This window comes from Shewanella violacea DSS12, assembly GCF_000091325.1.
Lineage (GTDB): Bacteria > Pseudomonadota > Gammaproteobacteria > Enterobacterales > Shewanellaceae > Shewanella > Shewanella violacea.
In genome coordinates this window covers 2,088,287-2,111,047 of sequence record NC_014012.1, presented here as the reverse complement: position 1 = coordinate 2,111,047, position 22,761 = coordinate 2,088,287, and the positions used below count along the sequence as shown (strand labels likewise).

The following is a 22,761-nucleotide window of genomic DNA, read 5'->3' as shown; positions in this document are numbered from 1 at the left end:
TTTGGTCATAACTTTAGACATGTCACCAAGCAGATATTCCTAAATGGAACCCACCCTTCCTTTTAGCCATTTAGATGTTAAGATGGCTAAAACCTATTATTTCTCCTGCTCGTATCTGGAAGTATGCCCTATGAAAAAAGAAACCAAGATCATCAGCGTTGGACGTGACAAGAAATGGACTCAGGGTGTGATCAATCCGCCTGTATTTAGAGCATCGACCATGATCTTCGATACTATGGAAGAGATGCGTTTTGCCACCAAAAACCGGGCTAATGGCGCAATGTTTTATGGCAGACGTGGTGGCCCTACCCACTTTGCTTTTCAGGCGGCGATTGCCGAGCTGGAAGGTGGCAGCGGTACGGCACTCTACCCTTCTGGCTCAGCGGCCATTAGCGGTGCTTTGTTATCATTTTTAAAATCTGGCGACCACCTGTTGATGGTCGACAATGTCTATGAACCGACCCGAGATCTGTGCAACAAGCTACTGGCAGGTTTTGGCATAGAAACCACTTATTATGATCCCATGATTGGCGAAGGTATCGCGGAACTAATCAGACCTAACACCAAAGTCTTGTTTTTAGAGTCACCAGGTTCCGTCACCATGGAAATTCAAGATGTGCCGACTCTAAGCGCAATAGCGCATCAGCATGACTTGGTTGTCATGCTAGATAATACTTGGGCCTCACCGATAAATTCTCGCCCTTTCGAGATGGGCGTAGATATATCCATTCAAGCGGCGACTAAATATATTGTTGGCCACTCAGATGTGATGTTAGGCACTGCGACGTCGAACGACACGCACTGGGAACAGCTGAGGGAGAATAGTTATCTCATGGGACAGTGCACCTCTCCTGATGATGTCTATCTCGCCAGCCGAGGACTGAGAACCCTAGGCGTTCGTATGCAACAACATGAAAAAAATGCCTTGAAAGTGGCAAACTGGCTAGCGACTCGCCCGGAAGTCGATCACTTAAGACACCCAGCATTCGAGACCTGTCCCGGTCATGAATTTTTTAAACGAGATTTCACTGGCTCCAACGGCCTGTTCTCTTTCGTGTTAAAACAGGGGGACCTCAAGTCTGTTACCGCCTTTGTAGAAAACATGGATCACTTTAAGATGGGTTTCTCATGGGGCGGATTCGAGAGTCTGATCTTAGGCGTCTTCGGTATCGACAAGCTCAGAACAGCCACCAGCTGGGATAGCAGTAAACCTCTTATTCGACTGCACATAGGTCTGGAAAATGCGGATGATTTAATTGCCGATCTTGAAGCGGGTTTCGAGCGATTTAACGCAGTGCTTAACAGCTAACATGCTCTATCATCAATAGAGTCTATATTTTAAAACCGCCAGATTGGCGGTTTTCATGCCCCCTGTATTGAGTATTCAAAAATCAAGTATTAACCGATTTAACTAATTCATTTCCCAATGAAATGGCTCACCAATTTCAACTAGCTCTCCATCAATAATGAGCACGCTGGCATTATCACCACAAAAATACACTTGTGATAAGTCAGCAGGAATGACGGCTAATTCCCTTGCCACTGCAGATGTTTTTTCAACTAGCGCTATATGGGGAACGAAATGAAATGGTACCAGGGATAAGCTCGACAGCTCCATTAAGCCAACTTGATTTGTATCGCCACATAAAATCGCTGTATCGATTGATGGCGTCATGATCATGGCCCCGGCACTGACGCCAATTAGTGCTCCACCATTTGTCACATATTGATTAAGCAAAGGGAGTAAATCACGAAATTTAAGCCACTTGAGGAAGCGATAGGTATCACCTCCGGATAAGTGAATCGCATCACAGGTTAACAATTGTTTTAAGCTGGCTTCATTGAAGCCTTCTTCAAGCTCAAGATAACAATCGAGTCTATCGCCCAGCTTGGCGTACATTTGCTGAGTCGATATGTAGTAGTCTCTGGCAGGATCAGGCTGTGACGCTATATAACCGACTCGCTTAGGGCTTGAGCCAATTGCATCCAGCAAATATTTTATTCCGCCAAGACCATTTTCAGTATTAGGATCGCTAACTAATGCCAACTTCATATCTAGGTCTCATTATTTAAGGAATAATGACCAGAATAATCACATGTCAACATTGTCGCAAGTTCATCTGTGCGGTCTTTTTATAACACCATCCCTCTGACAACAGATGTTCTCAGTTCAGTAGCTGATTTATATTGATTTCATTGTCTTACTTGTCTTACTTGTCTTACTTGTCTTACTTGTCTTACTTGTCTTACTTGTCTTACTTGTCTTACTTGTCTTACTTGTCTTACTTGTCTTACTTGTCTTACTTGTCTTACTTGTCTTACAAAGTATACTTCTTATACAAAATATTCATTAATATCCATTTTTGTTACTTGTGCATTTTTTGTTGGTCGCATTTATTGCTAACATAATCGATTATCTCGCCTATTTTTTCAGATTTTATTTTTGGGATTTTTTCATCATGTCCAACTGGTCTTTACCTTTACTCACTCTTCCCCTTGCCAGCTTATTCTTTTCTACGACAAGTTTCGCCCAATCTGACTACCAGACTATCGGTGATAGTTTTAACTCGCAATTTCATGCTCTGTTGAAGAAAAACAAGGTGCCAGGTGGCGCTTTCGTTATTGTCGACAATGATCAAATATTAAAGATGAGCGCCTACGGCAAGCGTCAAAAAGGCGGCAGTCTCAATGTCAACACAGACACAGTATTTAGGCTCGCCTCGGTATCAAAAACCTTCGCGGGCACCTTAGCGACCATGCTGGTCCATGAACATAAATTTGAGTGGAATGAGCCACTACGCAAATATATGCCTGAGTTTCACCTCGCCGATCCTAAGGTCAGCGAGCAAGTCAAACTCGGCCACCTCATAGGACAAAGCACTGGCCTGATGCCGAACAGTTATGACAATATTCTCAATGCCAATGGTAAACTTGAGAAGATCATTCCTAAGTTCGAAAAACTCAGTCTTATGTGCTCACCGGGTACCTGTTATAGCTACCAGAATATTGCATTTTCTTTTATCCAACCTGTGATCGAACAGCAAACTGGAGACAGCTACGCTAATTTGGTGGAAAAACGCATCTTTGAGCCTCTGCATATGGACACGGCCTCTATTGGTATGGAAAGCTTTATGGCCACAGACAACCGCGCCAGCCCCCATATCAAGACACGTTTAGGTTTCAGAAAGGTCAAAGTAAAACCTAACTACTATCAAGTCGAGCCCGCCGCTGGAGTTAATGCGAGTATTAGCGATCTTTCTAAATGGTTAATCGCTAACCTGGGCAATAGCCCTAAGGTGTTATCCCCAAGTTTATTAGCGGATATTCAAACTCCGGGTGTGCGCACGAGTAAAGAGCTGCGCCGCCGGGAATGGAAAGCTTACATCCATGATGCGCATTACGGTAAAGGATGGCGGGTGTATGATTTCGAAGGAGAGACATTAATATATCATGCAGGTTGGGTTGCAGGTTATGTCACCGAAGTCGCCTATTCTCCTCGTCTTAAAATCGGCATGGCCATGTTACTCAATGGCGAGTCGAGAGTGATAGCAAAATTAGGCGCGAGTTTCTGGCATAGCGTCATTCAGCAACAAGCTCAAATTGCCATGAAGAAAGACACCAGAGTTCACGCCGAATAGTATTTAGCACAGACTAAACAGCCAATCTGAAGCTGTTTAGCCTGTTTAAACTTATGGAGTCTAAACAGGATTGTCGATATCGACATACACATGTTCGATATCGAATTCCCGCGCAAGGTGTTCACCAAGGGCCTGGATACCATACCTTTCTGTGGCATGATGACCCGCCGCAAAATAGTGTATACCTAGCTCAAGGGCGCTATGAAAGGTGCGCTCCGACACTTCACCACTAATAAATGCATCGACACCTAAGCTCGCCGCATCGTCGATATAATCCTGAGCCCCGCCGGTACACCAGGCAATACTCTGTATTTGGGCAGCTGAATCGCCAATATGCAGTGCCTCTCTGTTAAGTACACCACTGATACTGGCAGCAAAATCGCCAGCAGAGACAGGCGTATCTAGACGTCCTTGCCAAATTAACCCTTGAGCTATCCCTTCCACAGACTCGGCGGCTGATATATCTAACTTTCGCCCCAGCTCAGCATTGTTTCCTAGCATAGGGTGCGCATCTAGCGGAAGGTGGTAACCAAAAAGATTAATATTATGGGTGAGTAATGCCTTGATCCGTCTCTGCTTCATGCCAGTTATCACCTCTCTCTCTCCCTTCCAGAAGAATCCGTGGTGCACCAACAGCGCATCGGCATTCAGTGCGATGGCTTTATCGATCAACGCCTGACAGGCTGTGACGCCGGTAACGATTTTTTTTATCTCTTCTCGTCCCTCAACTTGCAGACCATTAGGCGCATAATCTTTAAACTTACCCACTTGTAAAAAACTCGAAAGATATTCAGCTAACTCGTTACGTGTCATTGGACCACCCTTATAAAAATGCCGTTTAAGTGTAACTCATGTGCCGATCCCGGCACAGGTTTAACCCGCTTACACTTCAAAAAATAGCCCGCCGACATTTTTACAACCTTTGATTAACTCATTTAAAATCAAGTTAATTATCCATTATCTGTCAACAAGCCTTAAAAACCAGCAAATACGGGTAATTTCAGTGAAAATTGGACATCTAACCCATTTAGCCTATAAAATTAGTTCAAACCTTCAAGTTAACATTAAAAAATAAATAGGTTATTACTATGTCAAAACTGACCAAAGAAGAGGTTATCAGCGCGTTAGAGTCTGCCCTCACTGTCAAGCAAGGTTCGACTGTAACGATTGAACAGAAAGGAAGCTGGTACAAAATCGATGGCGGTAAGTCATTACGCTTTAGCGATCTCGAGACTATGCTTACTGAGCAAAGTGGCGGAAAAGCTTCTGCAGAAGTGGTTCAAACCAAGGCCAAGCCCGATGTAAAAAAGGCTAAGCCTAAGGCTGCACCGGCTAAGAAAACTAAGGCCAAAGCCATCACAAGTTCAAGCTCAAAAGGTGGTAAGACACCAAAAGAGTTATGGCGTGAGAAGTTAGCAGGAAAAGGTCAGTTACCTCGCGGTTTCTAAACTTTATACTGTAAAAACAAAAAGGAGCCTGAGGCTCCTTTTTGTTTTATGGCTATAGGGTAAATCACATGGCAATATCAACCCTAACGCTTCCTTGAAGATACACTAGCCTCACCTCATCTCCGGCATTAAATATCATCCCAGAATCAAGATCTTGTATGATCATCACCTGCTGACCATCTTCCAGCTTAATCATGAGTTCCACGAGTTTAAGCTCATGATAATATGGGCTGTCACCATATCTGTGGCCCACTCCTGCGCCAATCAAGGCACCTAATACAGTCGCGACATCTTGCCCGCTGCCACCGCCAAATTGATGACCGACAACTCCGCCGATCAAGGCTCCACCAAAGGTTTTCCATCCTTGATTTTGATCTTCAATGAGTTGTTTCTCGGTGATATTTCTCACCGAAACCAGATCACCATAGAGGACTTTCTCTACGGGAACGGCTTGATCTCTTTGATAGGCGGCCCCCACATTCAATGAAAATGTTACCGTCAAAGCCATCAATAAAGTGAGTAAGTGATTAAAACTAGGTTTCAACATAGTCATTTTTCCGCTAAATTATAGTAAGGCCTAATTAAAGATAATCTTACTCAATTGTGAACTCACTGTCCTATTTAAATCATCAATTCGAACAGTTTCCAGAACCTGAACTGGCACTGACAGATCCCAACGGGCTATTAGCCATAGGGGGTGATCTGCAACCGGAGCGCTTACTCAAAGCTTATTATGAAGGCATTTTCCCTTGGTTTAATCTTGATGACCCTATCTTGTGGTGGTCACCGGACCCAAGAGCTGTATTTGTCCCTGGAACCATGAAAGTCAGTCGAAGTTTAATTAAATACCTTAAAAAACAAACCTGGACCTATAGCATAAACCGGGCTTTCGAAGAGGTAATACAAGGTTGTGCTCAGCCTAGAGTGACGCAAGATGGCACCTGGATCACCACAGAAATTCAGCAGGCTTACCTGGCACTGCATAATCAAGGAAAGGTCCACTCAGTAGAAGTGTGGGATAATGGCATGCTTATAGGAGGCTTATACGGTGTAGCCATAGGACAGGTCTTTTGTGGTGAATCTATGTTTCATACCCAAACCAATGCGTCTAAAGCGGCCATGTTAATGCTGCATCAGCACCTATTGAGTAAGGGTTTCAAGTTAATCGATGCACAGGTGATGAATCCTCATTTGGTTTCTTTAGGAGCAAGTGCATTAAAAAGAAAAGATTTTATCAACTTACTTAAGCGTTTCCGAGATGGCGATGTTTCTGCCAATACTTGGCTACCCACAGAGGTATATATTGAGCTCTAAATCACAACAAGTTTCAGTAGGGATAACCAAAACCTTTCCCTGTAGTTACCTCGACACTCAAATGGAGCAACTCCTGATGCTTCAGGAAGAGAGTATCGACATAAACTTGTTCGAACAGTTATTATCTCTGGGCTTTAGACGCAGTGGCGGCACCATTTATAAACCTCAATGTCCCCATTGCAACGCCTGCCTACCTATACGTATACCCAGTGCTAGCTTCACGCCTTCGAGACGACAAAAAAGAACACTGAAAAACAACCGAGATCTGGTGTGGAAAATAGTCGACAAACAAGCCGATTATCACTATGGCCTGTACGAAGCTTATATCAATCAAAGGCACAGCGATGGCCCCATGTACCCAGCTTCTAAAGAGCAATATCAACATTTCATTGGCTCAGCTTGGTTAGACCCAGTATTTATTGAACTCTGGAGCGAAGACAAGCTGGTCGGAGTGGCTGTCACCGACATTCTGCCTAACAGTTTATCCGCAATCTATAGCTTTTTTGATCCCGATGAACATAAACGTTCTCTTGGATCTTTGCTTATTTTGCTTCAATGTCGTTTGGCTAAATTGATGAAAAAAGATTTCGTTTATTTAGGCTATCAAATTGATGAATCAAGAAAGATGAACTATAAGAAAGACTACACTCCCTATCAAATATTAACCGAATCGGGATGGCTGCAAACACCTGATGAGTAATAATTTATTGGTTTTCGGTGTCTATAGCCAAAGAGAGCATTATTTATCACCGATAAGTTGATCTGTTCTTTACAGTTAGGTTAAATTGCGGCATGATATGCCCGTTTTTAATATTTGAAGGCTAACAGGATAACTGATTAATGGCGAAAGAAGACAACATTGAGATGCAAGGTACGATCCTTGAAACCTTGCCGAACACAATGTTTCGTGTAGAGCTAGAGAACGGTCACGTTGTGACTGCACATATCTCAGGCAAAATGCGTAAAAACTACATCCGTATTTTGACGGGTGATAAAGTGACAGTACAGCTGACCCCTTACGATTTGAGCAAAGGTCGCATTGTCTTCCGTTCACGCTAAGTTAGCTTATCACAGCATTTTTAAAACCGGCTAAACCGGTTTTTAGTTAATAATCGTATTAGAAAAGGCTGCAGTAGCAGCCTTTTTTTTATGCGTGATTCCCCCGATTAGATTAGCTCAAGGCTTTTTCTACTCTATCGGTTGTGATCACAATCTCGTTATTAACAACGTCGACATGTGCCTCACCACCTTTCTCTAGATCACCGAACAATATCTGATCCGCAAGCGGTCGCTTAATAACCTCAGTCACTACCCTTGCCATAGGCCTTGCCCCCATAGACTTGTCATAGCCCTTCTCAGCCAATAGGGTTCTCGCTTCATCACTGACATGCAGAGTCACGGATTTATCGTCGAGTTGAGCCTGTAATTCCACTAAGAACTTATCGACAACCTTAGCGATCACTGTCATATCCAGATGATTGAACCAGATAATCTCATCCAATCGGTTTCTAAATTCTGGAGAGAAAATCTTATTAATCTCAGACAGAGCATCTAAACTATGATCTTGCTGTTTAAAGCCAATGGAATTACGCACAGTCTCCTGTACTCCCGCATTGGTTGTCATTACCAAGGTCACATGTCTGAAATCGGCTTTACGACCGTTATTATCGGTCAATGTACCGTGATCCATCACCTGCAGCAGCAAGTTATACACATCGGGATGCGCCTTCTCAATCTCGTCGAGTAACACCACACAATGGGGGTTTTTAATCACAGCATCTGTGAGTAATCCGCCCTGATCATAGCCAACATAGCCAGGAGGTGCACCGATTAGGCGAGACACAGTATGGCTTTCCATATATTCGGACATATCGAATCTAATCAGATTAAGCCCGAGGCATTTAGCTAATTGACTGGTCACTTCGGTTTTACCTACACCTGTGGGACCGGCGAACAAGAAGCTACCAACTGGCTTACCTTCACCACTAAGCCCACTTCGAGATAGTCGAATCGCAGCGCTAAGGCTTTCAATCGCCTTATCTTGGCCAAATACCACCATCTTAAGGTTACGCTCTAGGTTCTTCAGCATATCCTTGTCAGTGGCCGATACGGACTTCTCAGGTATTCTGGCAATCTTAGCGATAATGGCTTCTATTTCACTTTGACCGATAGTCTTCTTTCGCTTGCTCGCTGGCTGCATCGCCATTCGGGCACCAGCTTCATCGATAACATCGATGGCTTTATCGGGAAGATGACGATCGTTAATGTGTTTATCAGACAATTTAGCCGCAACACTCAAGGCCGCCATGGTGTATCTCACCCCATGATGCTCTTCATACTTAGACTTGAGTCCGCGTAATATTTTGGTTGTCTCGGCTACAGAAGGTTCATTCACATCAATTTTTTGAAAACGTCGCGCTAAGGCACGATCTTTCTCAAAAATACTCTGATATTCCTGGAACGTGGTCGAGCCCATGCATTTTAACCGCCCCCCAGACAATAAAGGCTTTAATAGGTTAGATGCATCCATCACACCACCCGATGCGGCGCCAGCTCCTATGATGGTATGAATTTCATCGATAAACAGGATCGCTTTATCATCATTTTCCAGTTCTTTAAGCAGACTCTTGAAGCGCTTCTCAAAGTCACCACGGTACTTAGTTCCGGCAAGCAAAGCGCCGAGATCCAAAGAGTAAACAGTCACACCACTCATCACTTCCGGTACTTCATGCTTAACGATACGATAAGCAAGTCCCTCGGCAATGGCCGTCTTACCCACCCCGGCTTCACCCACCAGTAGCGGATTGTTCTTTCTTCGGCGACAGAGGATCTGAATCGCACGCTCAATCTCTTCACTGCGTCCAATAAGGGGATCGATATGCCCTTGTTCTACACGTTCATTGAGATTATCGGCAAACTGAGAAAGCTTACTTTTTTCCTCTTCGGGCTCACTATGATCTTCGATTCGCTCTTGATTCGCGGCCGAGTCGCCTTCGCTCTTAGACACGCCATGAGAAATAAAATTCACCACATCGAGACGAGTCACTTCAGCATTGCGTAATAGGTAGACCGCTTGAGACTCCTGCTCACTAAAAATAGCGACAAGTACATTGGCGCCAGTGACTTCGTTGCGGCCCGAAGACTGGACATGAAACACCGCCCTTTGGAGAACTCTCTGGAAACCTAATGTAGGTTGAGTCTCTCTATCATCATCTGGATCGGCGATGATAGGCGTGGTTTGTTGAATAAAGCCAGATACCTCCTCTCTCAACTTGTCTAAATTCGAACCGCAAGCGACTAGTGCCTCTTGAGCGGCTGGATTATCAATCAAGGCCAGCAATAAATGTTCTACGGTCATGTACTCATGACGCGCATCTCTGGCTTGCTGGAACGCCAGGTTTAAGGTGACTTCGAGATCTTTGTTTAGCATAAGCACCCCCTAAATATACAAGATAACAAACCTAATTTAGGCTTTCTCTAAAGAACACAGTAACGGATGTTCGTTTTGTCTGGCAAATTGATTTACCTGAGCAACCTTAGTTTCTGCTATTCCAAATGGAAAAATACCGCAAATCCCTTTGCCCTGATGATGAATAGCCAACATGATATCTGTGGCTTCCTGTTCATTCTTCTTGAAAAAAAATTGTAATATTTCAATCACAAAATCCATCGGAGTATAATCATCATTATTTAATACAACCTTGTACATAGACGGTGGCATTAATTCCGATTCAACACGCTCTTCTACGTGTTCAAGATTCCCTACTTTACCCATATTTCAATATTAGCCTCTAGTCATGGCTTGTACCAATCGATATAAGAAAATTGACCCCTTAAGTCAACATCTCATATCTAACGCACTAATTGATACAAGTTTTAATTCATTTGTTGATTTTTTGTTAAAATACGCTTGACTTATAACCAGACTGCTTTCATTCTGTTCAACGAGCGGTGAATCAGCCCGCACATTTAGTTTTACTATCTTACTGGTAAGTAAACAACAGAAGGAAGTGGAAGTATGGCAAATGGAACTGTTAAATGGTTCAACAACGCCAAAGGATTCGGGTTTATTTGCCCAGATGCTGGCGGTGAAGATGTTTTTGCACACTATTCTACCATTGAAATGGAAGGCTATCGAACTCTAAAAGCAGGCCAGCCAGTTCAATTTGAAGTAGAAGCGGGTCCAAAAGGTATGCACGCGTCAGTAATATCAACAATTAATTAATTTAGTGGCCGAGATCAAAAAAGGCAGGGAGTACCCTGCCTTTTTTATTGCCTGATTATCACACCATAAAGCGATTGCCGGTGTCGAACCAAGGTAAGTAAGAACTAAGCCGAAGCGGTATAACCTACTTCGGCTATTTTATTACCTAAGCAGTAAACAAGGCATTTAGAGTCGCGCTTGGACGCATCTCGGCAGCAGCCTTAACAGGATCTAAACGATAGTATCCTCCTAGATCGACTGGAGCACCTTGGGCCGAATTTAACTCAGCAACAATCTTGTCTTCATTGCTAGCCAAGGCTCTCGCTAGTTCAGCAAACTGCGCCTTAAGTTCAGCATCTTGTGACTGAGCAACGACAGCCTGAGCCCAATACATGGCAAGATAGAAATGACTGCCGCGGTTATCTAACTGGCCTACTCGACGAGAAGGTGACTTGTTTTCATCGAGAAACTGTCCGATAGCCACATCCAGTGTATCAGCCAATACCTGCGCCTTAGCATTGTCAGTAGTCTGACTCAGATGCTCTAAGGATGCAGCCAAAGCCAGAAACTCACCTAATGAATCCCAACGCAGGTGGCCTTCCTTTTCAACCTGTTGTACATGCTTAGGCGCACTTCCGCCCGCACCAGTCTCAAACAGACCACCACCATTCATCAAAGGAACGATAGAGAGCATCTTAGCACTGGTACCCAACTCAAGAATGGGGAACAGATCCGTTAGGTAATCACGCAGAACGTTACCCGTGACAGAAATAGTATTTAAGCCATCTTTTGTGCGTTGCAGGGTGAAACGTGTGGCATCTATAGGAGACAAGATACGAATATCCAGACCCTTGGTGTCGTGATCTTTAAGATACTGATTCACTTTCTTAATGATTTCAGCATCGTGTGCACGTTGCTCATCTAACCAGAATACCGCCGGTGTATTCGATAAACGTGCACGCTTGACTGCTAATTTAACCCAATCCTGAATAGGCGCGTCTTTAACCTGACACATTCTCCAGATATCACCCGCTTCTACATCATGGGAAAGAAGCGTGTTTCCGTTAGCATCGATAACATTCATGCTGCCTGATGCAGAAATTTCGAATGTTTTATCGTGGCTACCATACTCTTCGGCTTTCTGAGCCATCAAGCCCACATTTGGCACACTGCCCATTGTGGTTGGATCGAAGGCACCATTTTCTTTACAGAATTGGATAGTTTCCTGATATACACCGGCATAGCAACGATCCGGGATCATAGCCTTAGTATCTTGAGGCTGACCATCAGGTCCCCACATCATACCTGAGGTGCGAATGGCAGCAGGCATAGACGCATCTATGATCACATCACTAGGCACATGCAAGTTAGTGATACCCTTATCTGAATCCACCATAGCCAGTTCAGGGCGAGTCAGATAGATGGCCGCTATGTCGGCTTCTATCGCGGCTTTTTGCTCCGCTGGTAATGTGCTTATCTTGGCGTATACGTCACCCAGACCATTGTTCACATCGACACCCAGCTCTTCAAATAGGCTTGAATGCTTAGCAAACAATTCCTTGTAGTAGACCTTAACCGCATGACCGAAGAGGATAGGATCCGATACTTTCATCATGGTAGCTTTCAAATGCAAAGAAAGTAGCACGCCTTGGGCTTTAGCATCTTGAGTCTCACGCTCGAAAAACGCGAGTAATGCCTGTTTACTCATCACTGAAGCATCGATCACTTCGCCCGCTTTCAAAGGAAGTGCAGTCTTAAGTACCTGCTCACCACCCTCTTTCGTCTTAAGGACGATACTGACTTGAGTTGCCTCTGTCAGAGTGACTGATTTTTCACTGCCGTAGAAGTCACCCTCATTCATATGTGCTACGTGAGTCTTAGAGTCTTTAGACCAAGCTCCCATAGAGTGCGGATGCTTCTGAGCATATTTTTTAACTGAGCCTGGCGCACGACGATCAGAGTTACCTTCACGTAGTACTGGGTTGACGGCGCTGCCTTTAATCTTATCGTAACGGGCTTTAACATCTTCCTCTGCTGCATTAGTCGGCTCATCGGGATATGAAGGAATATCATAGCCTTTCTGTTGAAGCTCTAGAATACAGGCTTTTAGCTGCGGCACTGAGGCACTGATATTGGGAAGCTTAATGATGTTGGCTTCGGGCTTACCCGCAAGTTCACCCAGTTCAGCCAGTGCATCGGCAATTTTTTGTGAATCACTCAGTTGTTCTGGAAATAGTGAAATGATGCGACCCGATAATGAGATGTCACGGGTTTCAACATTGATACCAGCCGCTTGAGTAAACGTCTTGATAATAGGTAACAGAGACAGGGTCGCTAACGCGGGGGCTTCGTCTGTTTCAGTATAAATAATTGTTGATGATTTGTCGGTCATTTTCCGTCCTACATTATTGTAAAATAAGAGTTTAAGATACTTTTAATTATTGAATGCTTTGTTCTTTTCTATGTAAATACAGGTTTTATAAATACATTATTGATGTTGCCCACTTTAGCGTGAGTAACTGAATTATTGCAAGTAAGATAGTGAATCAAACCCAATAACTAGAAATAGGGTAACCCCTTACAATAATAAGACTTTAAAGCCCGTATTCATGCTTACGCACCTGAGTTCAACTTCTCAAAAAAGTACGACATTATGAGATAGATCACGTTTTTATGGTCAACATCATAAAACATTCCTGACAATTTTCAAATTCCACTAATGGCGAATGCCAAGTACAATGTCCACATCAAGCCATACTACGCCAGAAGATAGCCAGAGTGAGTCATACTATTCCTCATCAAAAACAGTTAAAAACAAACAGTACAAAATCCTTGGTAAAAAAAGCCTCAGGCTGGGGGGATAAAAAGAAAATTACCTCGAATAAAAAGTACACTGCCCCAGGGGGGAAATCTGGAAAAGCCACAGGCCGTAAGCCCGCGGCTAAAGATCCGGTGATCCTTTTGTTTAACAAGCCCTTCGATGTACTCTGCCAATTTACCGATGAACAGGGACGAAAGACCCTAAAAGATTTCATTCCCGTGAAAGATGTCTACGCCGCCGGTCGTCTAGACAGGGACAGCGAAGGCTTGCTGCTACTGACCAATGACGGAAAATTGCAGTCAAAAATCACCGAGCCGAAGAAAAAGACCTTTAAAACCTATTGGGTTCAAGTGGAAGGTGCCCCAAACGAAGCTGCGCTACAGACATTGCGTAACGGTGTAAAACTGAAAGACGGTATGACGCTGCCTGCTAAGATATCCATCTTATCAGAGCCTAATATTTGGGACCGAGAGCCCCCAATACGTGAACGTAAAAATATTCCAACCACCTGGCTTGAGATCCAGATCTGTGAAGGCCGTAATCGTCAGGTGAGACGCATGACAGCCCATATAGGTTTTCCCACTCTTAGACTGATCCGCTATAAAATAGGTCAATGGAGTCTGGACGATATCGATATCGGTCAATACCAGATTCTAGATATGAAAGCCAAAGACTAACTCTAACAAGTTAGCCTCACGGCCTTGAGGTAATTGTCGCAGAGCTTAGTTGGTCAACAAGGGTATAACCAAGCAGCAGGCCAATAGGAGCGAAGATAATGTTTGCTCCTAGCCTGCCAGAGCTATCAGGGAAGAGACTGGACTCGAAATAATACCTTAAGGTCTAACAGGCATTTATCATCTTCAGCTAATGCCTCCCTCACCCTCTGAAGATCCACCTTTCATGTGGTAATCCAAGGCTCCCAGCTACACGGCACAAGATCCTATCATTCAGGACCCACATTGGTCGGCCTATGCCGAAATGTCGGCACTAATAAGCCATTTTATAAGCAAGTTAGTGCTCTCTTGTATAGATGATTTCCAAAACAAAACTCACTATCCGCTGGACATGCTCAATGACAGCTATCTCAAGTTAGCCCAGAACAATAATGCGTGATAGAATACGGCCCCGAAAATGTAGCTTTTTCGCTCCTTGTTAGAAATCTGTCAATTGAGGATATATCACTTAATGGCAGGCCGCTTCTCAAAGCAAATAAGCTACTAGAGACTCAAATTAACGGTTTTTAGGATCTATGGCAGCAATCGAACCCACCGCACTCAACAATAAAAAAGTCATTGTCGGCATGTCCGGCGGTGTCGACTCATCCGTCTCGGCTTACTTGCTACTTAAGCAAGGTTATCAAGTCGAAGGCCTTTTCATGAAAAATTGGGAAGAAGATGATACCGATGAATATTGCGCCGCTGCAGACGATCTAAAAGATGCCCAAGCTGTATGTGACAAGCTTGGGATCAAGCTTCATACGGTCAACTTCGCCTCGGAATATTGGGACAATGTGTTCGAATACTTCCTCGCCGAGTACAAGGCTGGTCGAACACCCAATCCAGATATCATCTGCAACAAAGAGATCAAGTTCAAAGCTTTCCTTGAATTTGCCGATGAAATTCTCGACGCCGATTTTATCGCCATGGGGCATTATGTACGCCGTAGCGATGAAACAGGTCAAAGCCGGATGTTACGTGGCATCGATGGCAATAAAGATCAAAGCTATTTTCTCTACACACTCAGTCATGAGCAGATTGCCCGCTCTCTCTTCCCCGTTGGCGAACTCGAAAAGAGTGAAGTTCGAGAAATAGCCAAAGAGATGGGACTTATCACCCATGATAAGAAAGACAGTACCGGAATTTGTTTTATCGGCGAACGCAAGTTCACCGACTTTTTAAGTACCTTCTTACCTGCACAGCCCGGCGATATAGAGACTGCAGAAGGTGAAGTTATCGGTAAGCATCAGGGTCTCATGTACCACACCTTAGGCCAGCGCAAGGGTCTGGGCATAGGTGGAATGAAGAACAGCAATGACGATCCTTGGTATGTTGTCGATAAAGAGATGGACAGAAATGTCTTAGTTGTCGGCCAAGGTGGCACTCACCCAAGATTAATGTCCCTAGGCTTCTATGCCGATCAGCTCCACTGGGTCGACAGAAAAGGTCCAGTCGATGAAGCCAAAATCACGGTGAAGACCCGTTATCGCCAACGAGATGTGGCTTGTACTCTATTCCTTGAAACCAATGATAAAGGCGAAGACACCATAAGAGTGCTGTTCGATGAACCAGTCGCAGCCGTGACTCCGGGTCAGTCAGCCGTCTTCTATTCTGGTGAGCTCTGCTTAGGCGGCGGCATCATCGACTCATTAATCAGAGAATAAGCCGTGAACGAGCAACTCAATGAACGCACCATGGCCTTCGCAGGGATCTTGCAGGCTATCGGTCAAGTGCAACATATTGCCAGACACGGCAACGCCGATACTGATAGTCTCGCGGCCAGCCTGAACACGGTTTTAGTGACTGAAGCTGAGACCACATCAGATGTCTACGCAGATAAAATCGCCCTAAGGAAAGGCTATCAACTGATAGTCAATCAGTTAGGCGACGGTAAAGAGAAAGATGTGGAAGTCACACGTTACCTTATCGGCATCTTGGCTCTGGAACGCAAATTGTCCCGAGGCAATGCCATGGGGATCTTGGCCGAAAGAATCAATCAGGTGCACCGTCAACTGCACCACTTCGCCATCACAGATGAGCAGGTAGTCGCCAATTTTGCCGGCATCTACAGCGATATTATCAGTACCTTAGGTCCTAAGATTCAGATAGCGGGTAACCCTGAATATCTGAAACAGTCTCAGGTACAGGAAAAAATCCGAGCCCTATTACTCTCTGCTATACGCAGCGCTGTATTATGGCGCCAATTAGGAGGCAAGCGTAGACACCTTGTCTTCGCCAGAAAAACAATAGTCGAAATAGCTAAAAAAAGCCTCACCCTATAATAAGTCAAGTTCATTAAGGAGCTTCTAATGGAACTTTCCGCACTAACTGCTATCTCTCCCGTCGACGGTCGTTATGGTAGTAAAACCGCCTCATTAAGAGGGATTTTCAGCGAGTTCGGCCTGACCAAGTACCGTGTTCAAGTCGAAATCAACTGGCTAAAGCTGCTGTCCAGCTGTCCAGAAATAGTTGAAGTTCCACCGTTCAGCGAAGCGGCATTAGCCCTTCTGGATCAAATTAAAGATAACTTCAGTGAAGAAGATGCACTGCGAGTTAAGGCTATCGAAGCGACCACTAATCATGATGTTAAAGCGGTCGAATACTTCATCAAGGAGCAGATTGCCGATAATGCCGAACTGGCTGCTATCAGTGAATTTGTTCACTTCGCCTGTACCTCGGAAGACATTAACAACCTGGCTCATGCTCTGATGCTAACCGAAGCTCGCGAGCAAGTACTGGCGCCTTATTGTCAGAAGGTTATCGATGCAATCAAGGGACTCGCAGTCGAGCACAAAACCGTGCCACTGATGTCCCGTACCCATGGTCAACCAGCCTCTCCTTCTACCTTAGGTAAAGAGATGGCCAACGTTGTGGTTCGTCTGGAGCGTCAGCTTAAGCAGATCCAAGCGGTCGAAATCATGGGCAAGCTCAATGGCGCTGTGGGTAACTACAACGCTCACATATCAGCTTACCCTGAAGTCAATTGGCATACATTATCCGAGCGCTTCGTCACAAGCCTAGGCATAAACTGGAATCCATACACCACTCAGATTGAGCCTCACGATTATATCGCCGAGCTGTTTGATGCCATCGCCCGTTTCAACACGATTCTCATCGACTTCGATCGTGATATCTGGGGCTATATTGCACTGGGCCACTTCAAGCAGAGAACCATAGCCGGTGAGATTGGTTCTTCAACCATGCCTCATAAGGTTAACCCTATCGATTTCGAAAACTCGGAAGGTAACCTAGGCATAGCAAACGCCTTGATGCAGCACTTAGCCGCTAAGCTACCAGTATCGAGATGGCAACGTGACCTTACCGACTCTACCGTGCTGCGTAACTTAGGCGTAGGCATGGCACATGCCTTGATCGCTTATCAGTCGACCCTGAAAGGGATCAGCAAGCTAGAAGTTAACGAAGCTCAGCTTAGAGCCGAGCTGGACAAAAACTGGGAAGTATTGGCAGAGCCTGTTCAAACCGTGATGCGCCGCTACGGCATCGAGAAGCCCTATGAGAAGCTTAAAGAGCTGACTCGTGGTAAGCGTATCGATGGTGAGCAGTTAGCCGTATTCATCGAAGGTCTGGAGCTTCCAGCTGAAGTGAAAATTGAACTTAAGAAGATGACGCCAGCCAACTACATTGGCCGTGCAGAAGCCTTCGTAGACGAGCTAAAGTAACGCTTCAATAGTCTAAAGACAATTGAAATCGAAGGCGGTAAGCTTATCCTTACCGCCTTTTTTATGACCTTATCAATAAGCATCTATGTATAAACTGAATCTCAATACTCAAAACTTCTTAACGCAGCATTGGCAGAAGAGCCCACTAGTCATCAAGAATGCCTTCACAGACTTTGTCGACCCTATCAGCGCCGATGAGCTGGCAGGCCTCGCCTGCGAAGAAGAGCTCTCCTCTCGGGTTATCATAACCAAAGAAGATGGTTGGGATATCATTCAGGGCCCCATAGAAGAATATGATCAATTTGGCGATGATAATTGGCAATTATTAGTGCAAGCCGTCAATCACTGGCACCCAGATTCAGTCTCTTTAGTCGAAGCCTTCAGATTCATCCCAGATTGGCGTTTCGACGATCTCATGGTGTCATTTGCTACACCTGGCGGCGGCGTCGGACCTCATATAGATAACTATGACGTTTTCCTGCTTCAAGGAGAAGGTACACGCCGCTGGAAAGTGGGTGCGAGAGGCAATTACTCTCCCCGTGGTGGCGATACCCATACCGCACTCATCGACGACTTCGAGCCTATTATCGATGTGGTACTGGAAAAAGGTGACATGCTGTATATTCCTCCTGGTTACCCACATAGAGGAGAAACAATCACCACGGCCCTAAGCTACTCCATTGGCTTTAGAGCCCCTAGTCAACAAGAGCTAATGAGTGGACTGGCAGATCACCTGCTGGACACCAATACAGGTTCACAACGTTTTATCTCTGCAAATGAACCCGAGATGCCGGCGAGTCTGTCCATAGACCATCAAACAGGAATACTGGATCTGCTCAAGGACTTGTTAGCACAGCCTAAGCATTACCAGCAGATGTTAGGTCAACTGCTGAGTCAGAATCGTTTCGAGCTGGACTTATGCGAGCCAGAGCAAGATTACTCGACGGAAGATTTAACCTCGGCCCTGTCGGAAGGTGCGCAGCTAGTCAGGATTGGTGGCTTAAAAGTTATCTGTCTCGAGGGCGATACTCAATCACGCTTATTTATCAACGGTGAAGAGTTCCAATTAAACATTGACCAAGATAAGCTGACCTATATCGCCAATCAGATGAACCTGACCAATGATAAAGTACTCGAGTTAACCGGCTCAGCAGAAATGACAAGGTTTGTGCTGACTATGCTTAACTTGGGCTATTACTATCTAGCTTAAGCTTATTTAAGGCTCGCTTGGTGAACCTAAACCGAGTTTTTCAAGCCTAGCAGAATCAAAAATGGCATCTCAATGAGATGCCATTTTTATGTGCTGCGTTTAAAACAACAGACACTTGCTAGATTGAGTGCCTCAGAGCAAAGCATAATCTACCCCAATTTGATGCTAGCCCCAGAGCTTTTCATCATTGTGGATCTGATACAAACTTTCGGCTCTCGAGACCAAAAGTTGAGCAAACTTTGCTTGGGTCGGTTCTTTTATGGCGCCTGTTTTTATCAAGTTTTCAGCTTTTAATTGCCACATCATTGAGAAATGACGCAGGGCCTCACGGGCAGTCGCCGCCACTTTTACATCCACATAATCCGAGGGTAGATCACCTGACATCACCCAAAACGTCTGCTTCTTAGGTTGCTTAGACTCCATCTTCCAAACTGCAACATAAGGGGCTAGATAACGGCTCTCATCGGCAATAACCTTACTAGGGATGATGCCTTTTTCGGCTAAAAATTTATTCGCCTTTTGAAAATGTTCTCTGATCCACTCCTGCCTTAGCTGCTCTTGTTGTTCTGCTGTTAGCGCTTGAGTTTGATCGACTGCTTGTTCCGTCATACTGAATTCCTATCTTATTATTGTAAATTTATTGGTTTCGCTTCGCTCGCTAATGAAATTTGGCCATTAAAACAACTGCGCCTTTACGTTGACGTAAAGTGGAAAGGAAATATTCCACATAGATCACAATTAATCCAAATCTTTACTTTATTGAGAGTATCGCTAAATGCTATCGTTCTGCAATAAATATAACAAGCCGTCAGAGCATCTCTTTGAGCGCTGGCGTTTACATCCCCAAGTGGAGAACAGTACGTGGCTGTATTTAATCATATCTCTTTCGACGATCATGAACAGGTCGTATTTTGTCAAGACAAGGAAAGTGGCTTAAAAGCCATCGTTGCTATTCATAACACCAATCTTGGACCGGCTGTTGGCGGTTGTAGGATGTGGAATTATGAGTCAGATGACGAAGCACTCAATGATGTGTTACGCCTATCACGTGGCATGACCTATAAGAATGCTCTCGCAGGACTGACTATGGGTGGCGGTAAGTCTGTCATCATCGCAGATCCTAAACTTAAAGACCGTGAAGCCCTATTCCGCGCTTTTGGTCGTTGCATCGACGCTCTGGGTGGTAAATATTACTCGGCTGAGGATGTCGGAGTATCGACCAAAGACATCATGATCGCCCATGAAGAAACACCTTATATGGCAGGACTCGAGGGAAAGAGTGGCGATCCATCTCCCTTTACCGCACTGGGCACTTATTTAGGCATAAAAGCCGCAGCAAAACATAAACTAGGCGTCGACTCACTCAAAGGACTCAAGATATCTGTTCAGGGTGTGGGTCATGTTGGCTATTACCTGTGTCGTCACCTTCATAATGACGGCGCAGAACTCATAGTGACAGACATACATCAGGCATCTCTTGATAAGGCAGCAGCTGAATTTGGTGCCATCGTCGTTGCCCCACAAGACATCTATCATCAAGATGTCGATATTTATGCCCCTTGTGCCCTGGGCGCAACAATCAACGATACGACTATCCCACTGCTTAAAGCCAGCATAGTGGCCGGTTGTGCCAACAATCAGTTAGCCGAAGCACGTCACGGCGAGAAGCTCAAAGAACTGGAAATACTCTATGCACCGGATTATGTGATCAATGCCGGCGGCATCATTAATGTATCCTTCGAAAAAGACTATGATGCCAGTGCATCGACTCAAAAAGTCGAAGAGATCTACAACACCTTGATGACTATCTTTAAAGCTGCAGACGAACAAGATCGCACCACAGCGTCTATTGCCGATGAGATGGCACGTAAGATCATCGAAGCGGCAAAAAAATAGTAAAATATCGGTAAAATTACTACAGATATTGTCACTATATTAATGGGATAAAATTAATTTTTTATCCCATTTTTTATTTCTAAAAATAAATTTTCAACACAGGCAAATAGATACAAGCCAGACACAGAATTTTAATCGAACCGACTGGAAAATGTCATATTAGTCAGCTTAACTTAGAGGCTCGTTTACTCGCATAGGAAAATGCTATGGTGACTTTCAGGTATGATCTCAACCAAGATGTGATAGTACTTCAGGCCAGTAACTGGTGTGGTTTGGAGCAAGTGTTTGTCAATGGCCAACGGGTATCGAGGAAACTCAATTTCGGCCAGAACAGTGAACATAATATCCAGCTTAACGATGGAAAACCCTGTCGTTTCCAACTACTTATCGACCCAACATCTGAAGAGATGATCTGTCGAATTTATAAGAGTAACAGCCTGATCACTTGCATTCATCAGGGGAAAGAAAACTTGATCAAGAGTAGGAAGTTGCTGCAAAACCTAGTCATATTCACCACATTGTCAGGCTTACTCTTGCTGCTATTAAACTGATCACCGTATTCAATAAGAGGCAGCAGGACAAACAGCGGCGATACGCTAGCTGAGTCTTGAATGCTGATAAGTTTAGCCATGTCCACTGTCACCCATAATTGTGGTAATAGACTCTAGTTGTTCATTGCTACCATTTTCAACCAATAATGACAGAGCATGAAAAAGAGAATGAGAACTGAAGTGGGCGTTAATATTTGAAACTGAGCCGATTAATAACCAAGGGCGCGTAAGTTATGAGGTGGGAAAGCGATTAATCTTATTAAGCATAAGGATAAAAGACGCTTGCTCATCTTCAGACAGGTTTACCAGAAAATTGTCATTGACCCTTTCAGCTTCACAGATTAAATCTTGTTCCAGGGCTTTACCGTTATTGGTTAAATAGATCTGAAAAGCACGACGATTGTCGGCTTCTTGATGACGATGTATCAAACCTTGAGTCTGAAGCTGGTCTAATAATCGAGTCATGGTGTAGTTCGCGACATCACAACGCTTAGATAACTCAGTTTGCGTTATGCCCTCCTCTTGCCACAGGGCAAAAAGAACCGGCCAAAGCTTAATATCCAGTTGGTATCTTTTGAGCTGCTCATCGAGTGCATTTTGCAATTCAATATTCAAGTGAGACACCAAGTAGCCAAGACTTTCATAATGTTTCAACTAGCACCTCCAATCAAACATGACCTAATTTAATACTACCACTAAGATCAAAAGAAACTAGCAATACTCAAAACTAATTATGAAAATAGAGCTACATCAAAGTGTTAACTTAGATTTACTTTATACCTACTTCACTCAAGAAGATACTCTTCAACGAATCGATAATAACAGGCCCTGCCTAGTTTGGCCCCTAGCCCATTAGGTAAGTCTATAAAGACACCGTCCTCTTCAGTGATAAAGCCACTCACGCTCTCGATATTGAAGCGGGTATCTAGATCTGTCACCAGCTCAAAACTGCCGTTTTCTAGTGCTCGATAATCCACAATAATGAGCGCTACTGACTCCACCGAGACCTTAAGTTTTTCAACTGGAGTGATTAAAAAATACTCTGCATCTATTCGCTGAAGAATGCTACTAAACAGACGAGCAAACTTAGTCGGCAAGGGTTCGTTTAGGTAAAACCATTGCCCCTGATTATCGATATTAAATAACACCTTTTCCGTACATAGGCCATTATCTTGCCTCAACTGCTGTAATGCAGTGTCGACTCTGCCTGGCTCGCGATTATCTGATGTTTTACTCATCTAGTCTCCTTGTGTTGCTCTCCCCATATGACCCATGGAAAGACC

The 22,761-nt window shown here is 44.4% G+C and carries 23 protein-coding genes; 14 read left to right on the top strand and 9 right to left on the bottom strand.

Annotated features, from left to right (window positions below; translation table 11 throughout):
* Positions 1 to 130: 130 nt before the first annotated feature.
* Positions 131 to 1,309: a cystathionine beta-lyase gene (locus tag SVI_RS08655; protein ID WP_013051112.1), complete on the top strand. Its 1,179-nt coding sequence runs from the start codon at positions 131 to 133 to the stop codon at positions 1,307 to 1,309.
* A gap of 102 nt (positions 1,310 to 1,411) precedes the next feature.
* Here the strand turns inward: SVI_RS08655 and SVI_RS08650 are convergent, their stop codons facing one another.
* Positions 1,412 to 2,053 (bottom strand): Type 1 glutamine amidotransferase-like domain-containing protein, encoded by a 642-nt coding sequence (locus SVI_RS08650; protein WP_013051111.1) that lies wholly within the window; start codon positions 2,051 to 2,053, stop codon positions 1,412 to 1,414.
* Between the two features lie 406 nt (positions 2,054 to 2,459).
* Here SVI_RS08650 and SVI_RS08640 point away from each other — a divergent pair, with 406 nt between their 5' ends.
* Complete coding sequence (locus SVI_RS08640; RefSeq protein ID WP_041419811.1) at positions 2,460 to 3,638, top strand: serine hydrolase domain-containing protein; 1,179 nt, start codon at positions 2,460 to 2,462, stop codon at positions 3,636 to 3,638.
* A 60-nt stretch (positions 3,639 to 3,698) separates the two neighbouring features.
* Here the strand turns inward: SVI_RS08640 and SVI_RS08635 are convergent, their stop codons facing one another.
* Entirely contained in the window at positions 3,699 to 4,451 is a 753-nt protein-coding gene (locus SVI_RS08635) for a Nif3-like dinuclear metal center hexameric protein (protein WP_013051109.1), read from the bottom strand.
* Between the two features lie 275 nt (positions 4,452 to 4,726).
* On the opposite strand from SVI_RS08635, the gene SVI_RS08630 reads away from it, so the two are divergent.
* Entirely contained in the window at positions 4,727 to 5,086 is a 360-nt protein-coding gene (locus tag SVI_RS08630; protein WP_013051108.1) for a hypothetical protein, read from the top strand.
* Positions 5,087 to 5,150: 64 nt separating this feature from the next.
* On the opposite strand, the gene SVI_RS08625 is transcribed toward SVI_RS08630, so the two are convergent.
* Positions 5,151 to 5,594 carry an outer membrane lipoprotein gene (locus SVI_RS08625; protein WP_049791163.1) on the bottom strand — a complete coding sequence of 148 codons (444 nt, stop codon included), beginning with the start codon at positions 5,592 to 5,594 and terminating at the stop codon, positions 5,151 to 5,153.
* A 95-nt stretch (positions 5,595 to 5,689) separates the two neighbouring features.
* Between SVI_RS08625 and aat the strand changes: the two genes are divergently transcribed.
* The 3 genes from aat to infA all read left to right on the top strand — a co-directional run bounded on the left by aat (position 5,690) and on the right by infA (position 7,459).
* Positions 5,690 to 6,400, top strand: a complete 711-nt coding sequence (gene aat, locus SVI_RS08620) for a leucyl/phenylalanyl-tRNA--protein transferase (protein WP_013051106.1) — start codon at positions 5,690 to 5,692, stop codon at positions 6,398 to 6,400.
* Entirely contained in the window at positions 6,390 to 7,100 is a 711-nt protein-coding gene (locus SVI_RS08615) for an arginyltransferase (protein WP_013051105.1), read from the top strand. Before aat ends, SVI_RS08615 begins: the two co-directional genes overlap by 11 nt.
* 140 nt (positions 7,101 to 7,240) lie before the next feature.
* A complete protein-coding gene (infA, locus tag SVI_RS08610; protein ID WP_005500725.1) occupies positions 7,241 to 7,459 on the top strand; it encodes a translation initiation factor IF-1 in 219 nt (72 codons plus the stop codon).
* A 112-nt stretch (positions 7,460 to 7,571) separates the two neighbouring features.
* On the opposite strand, the gene clpA is transcribed toward infA, so the two are convergent.
* The gene (gene clpA, locus SVI_RS08605) at positions 7,572 to 9,830 is read right to left on the bottom strand and encodes an ATP-dependent Clp protease ATP-binding subunit ClpA (RefSeq protein WP_013051104.1); all 2,259 of its coding nucleotides are present in this window, start codon (positions 9,828 to 9,830) and stop codon (positions 7,572 to 7,574) included.
* Positions 9,831 to 9,866: 36 nt separating this feature from the next.
* Positions 9,867 to 10,175 carry an ATP-dependent Clp protease adapter ClpS gene (clpS, locus tag SVI_RS08600; RefSeq protein WP_013051103.1) on the bottom strand — a complete coding sequence of 103 codons (309 nt, stop codon included), beginning with the start codon at positions 10,173 to 10,175 and terminating at the stop codon, positions 9,867 to 9,869.
* A gap of 243 nt (positions 10,176 to 10,418) precedes the next feature.
* Here clpS and cspD point away from each other — a divergent pair, with 243 nt between their 5' ends.
* Positions 10,419 to 10,625: a cold shock domain-containing protein CspD gene (gene cspD, locus SVI_RS08595; protein WP_005500728.1), complete on the top strand. Its 207-nt coding sequence runs from the start codon at positions 10,419 to 10,421 to the stop codon at positions 10,623 to 10,625.
* 145 nt (positions 10,626 to 10,770) lie between these two features.
* On the opposite strand, the gene SVI_RS08590 is transcribed toward cspD, so the two are convergent.
* Positions 10,771 to 12,996, bottom strand: a complete 2,226-nt coding sequence (locus tag SVI_RS08590) for an NADP-dependent isocitrate dehydrogenase (protein WP_013051102.1) — start codon at positions 12,994 to 12,996, stop codon at positions 10,771 to 10,773.
* 386 nt (positions 12,997 to 13,382) lie between these two features.
* Between SVI_RS08590 and SVI_RS08585 the strand changes: the two genes are divergently transcribed.
* The 5 genes from SVI_RS08585 to SVI_RS08565 all read left to right on the top strand — a co-directional run bounded on the left by SVI_RS08585 (position 13,383) and on the right by SVI_RS08565 (position 19,031).
* Positions 13,383 to 14,102: an rRNA large subunit pseudouridine synthase E gene (locus SVI_RS08585; RefSeq protein ID WP_013051101.1), complete on the top strand. Its 720-nt coding sequence runs from the start codon at positions 13,383 to 13,385 to the stop codon at positions 14,100 to 14,102.
* Between the two features lie 572 nt (positions 14,103 to 14,674).
* Entirely contained in the window at positions 14,675 to 15,805 is a 1,131-nt protein-coding gene (gene mnmA, locus SVI_RS08580) for a tRNA 2-thiouridine(34) synthase MnmA (protein WP_013051099.1), read from the top strand.
* A gap of 3 nt (positions 15,806 to 15,808) precedes the next feature.
* On the top strand, positions 15,809 to 16,423 hold the full coding sequence (gene hflD, locus SVI_RS08575; RefSeq protein WP_013051098.1) for a high frequency lysogenization protein HflD: 615 nt from the start codon (positions 15,809 to 15,811) through the stop codon (positions 16,421 to 16,423).
* Positions 16,424 to 16,450: 27 nt separating this feature from the next.
* A complete protein-coding gene (purB, locus tag SVI_RS08570) occupies positions 16,451 to 17,821 on the top strand; it encodes an adenylosuccinate lyase (RefSeq protein ID WP_013051097.1) in 1,371 nt (456 codons plus the stop codon).
* Between the two features lie 85 nt (positions 17,822 to 17,906).
* Positions 17,907 to 19,031 (top strand): ribosomal protein uL16 3-hydroxylase, encoded by a 1,125-nt coding sequence (locus tag SVI_RS08565; protein ID WP_013051096.1) that lies wholly within the window; start codon positions 17,907 to 17,909, stop codon positions 19,029 to 19,031.
* A gap of 165 nt (positions 19,032 to 19,196) precedes the next feature.
* Here the strand turns inward: SVI_RS08565 and SVI_RS08560 are convergent, their stop codons facing one another.
* Positions 19,197 to 19,640, bottom strand: a complete 444-nt coding sequence (locus SVI_RS08560; protein WP_013051095.1) for a DUF4826 family protein — start codon at positions 19,638 to 19,640, stop codon at positions 19,197 to 19,199.
* A 252-nt stretch (positions 19,641 to 19,892) separates the two neighbouring features.
* On the opposite strand from SVI_RS08560, the gene SVI_RS08555 reads away from it, so the two are divergent.
* Positions 19,893 to 20,927, top strand: coding sequence for a Leu/Phe/Val dehydrogenase (locus tag SVI_RS08555; RefSeq protein ID WP_013051094.1), 1,035 nt, complete (start codon positions 19,893 to 19,895; stop codon positions 20,925 to 20,927).
* Between the two features lie 206 nt (positions 20,928 to 21,133).
* A complete protein-coding gene (locus tag SVI_RS08550; RefSeq protein WP_013051093.1) occupies positions 21,134 to 21,478 on the top strand; it encodes a hypothetical protein in 345 nt (114 codons plus the stop codon).
* 231 nt (positions 21,479 to 21,709) lie between these two features.
* Here SVI_RS08550 and SVI_RS08545 read toward each other — a convergent pair whose 3' ends face one another.
* Both SVI_RS08545 and SVI_RS08540 read right to left on the bottom strand, forming a co-directional pair.
* A complete protein-coding gene (locus SVI_RS08545; RefSeq protein ID WP_013051092.1) occupies positions 21,710 to 22,132 on the bottom strand; it encodes a MarR family winged helix-turn-helix transcriptional regulator in 423 nt (140 codons plus the stop codon).
* Between the two features lie 131 nt (positions 22,133 to 22,263).
* Positions 22,264 to 22,716 (bottom strand): DUF1285 domain-containing protein, encoded by a 453-nt coding sequence (locus SVI_RS08540; RefSeq protein ID WP_013051091.1) that lies wholly within the window; start codon positions 22,714 to 22,716, stop codon positions 22,264 to 22,266.
* Positions 22,717 to 22,761 lie beyond the last annotated feature (45 nt).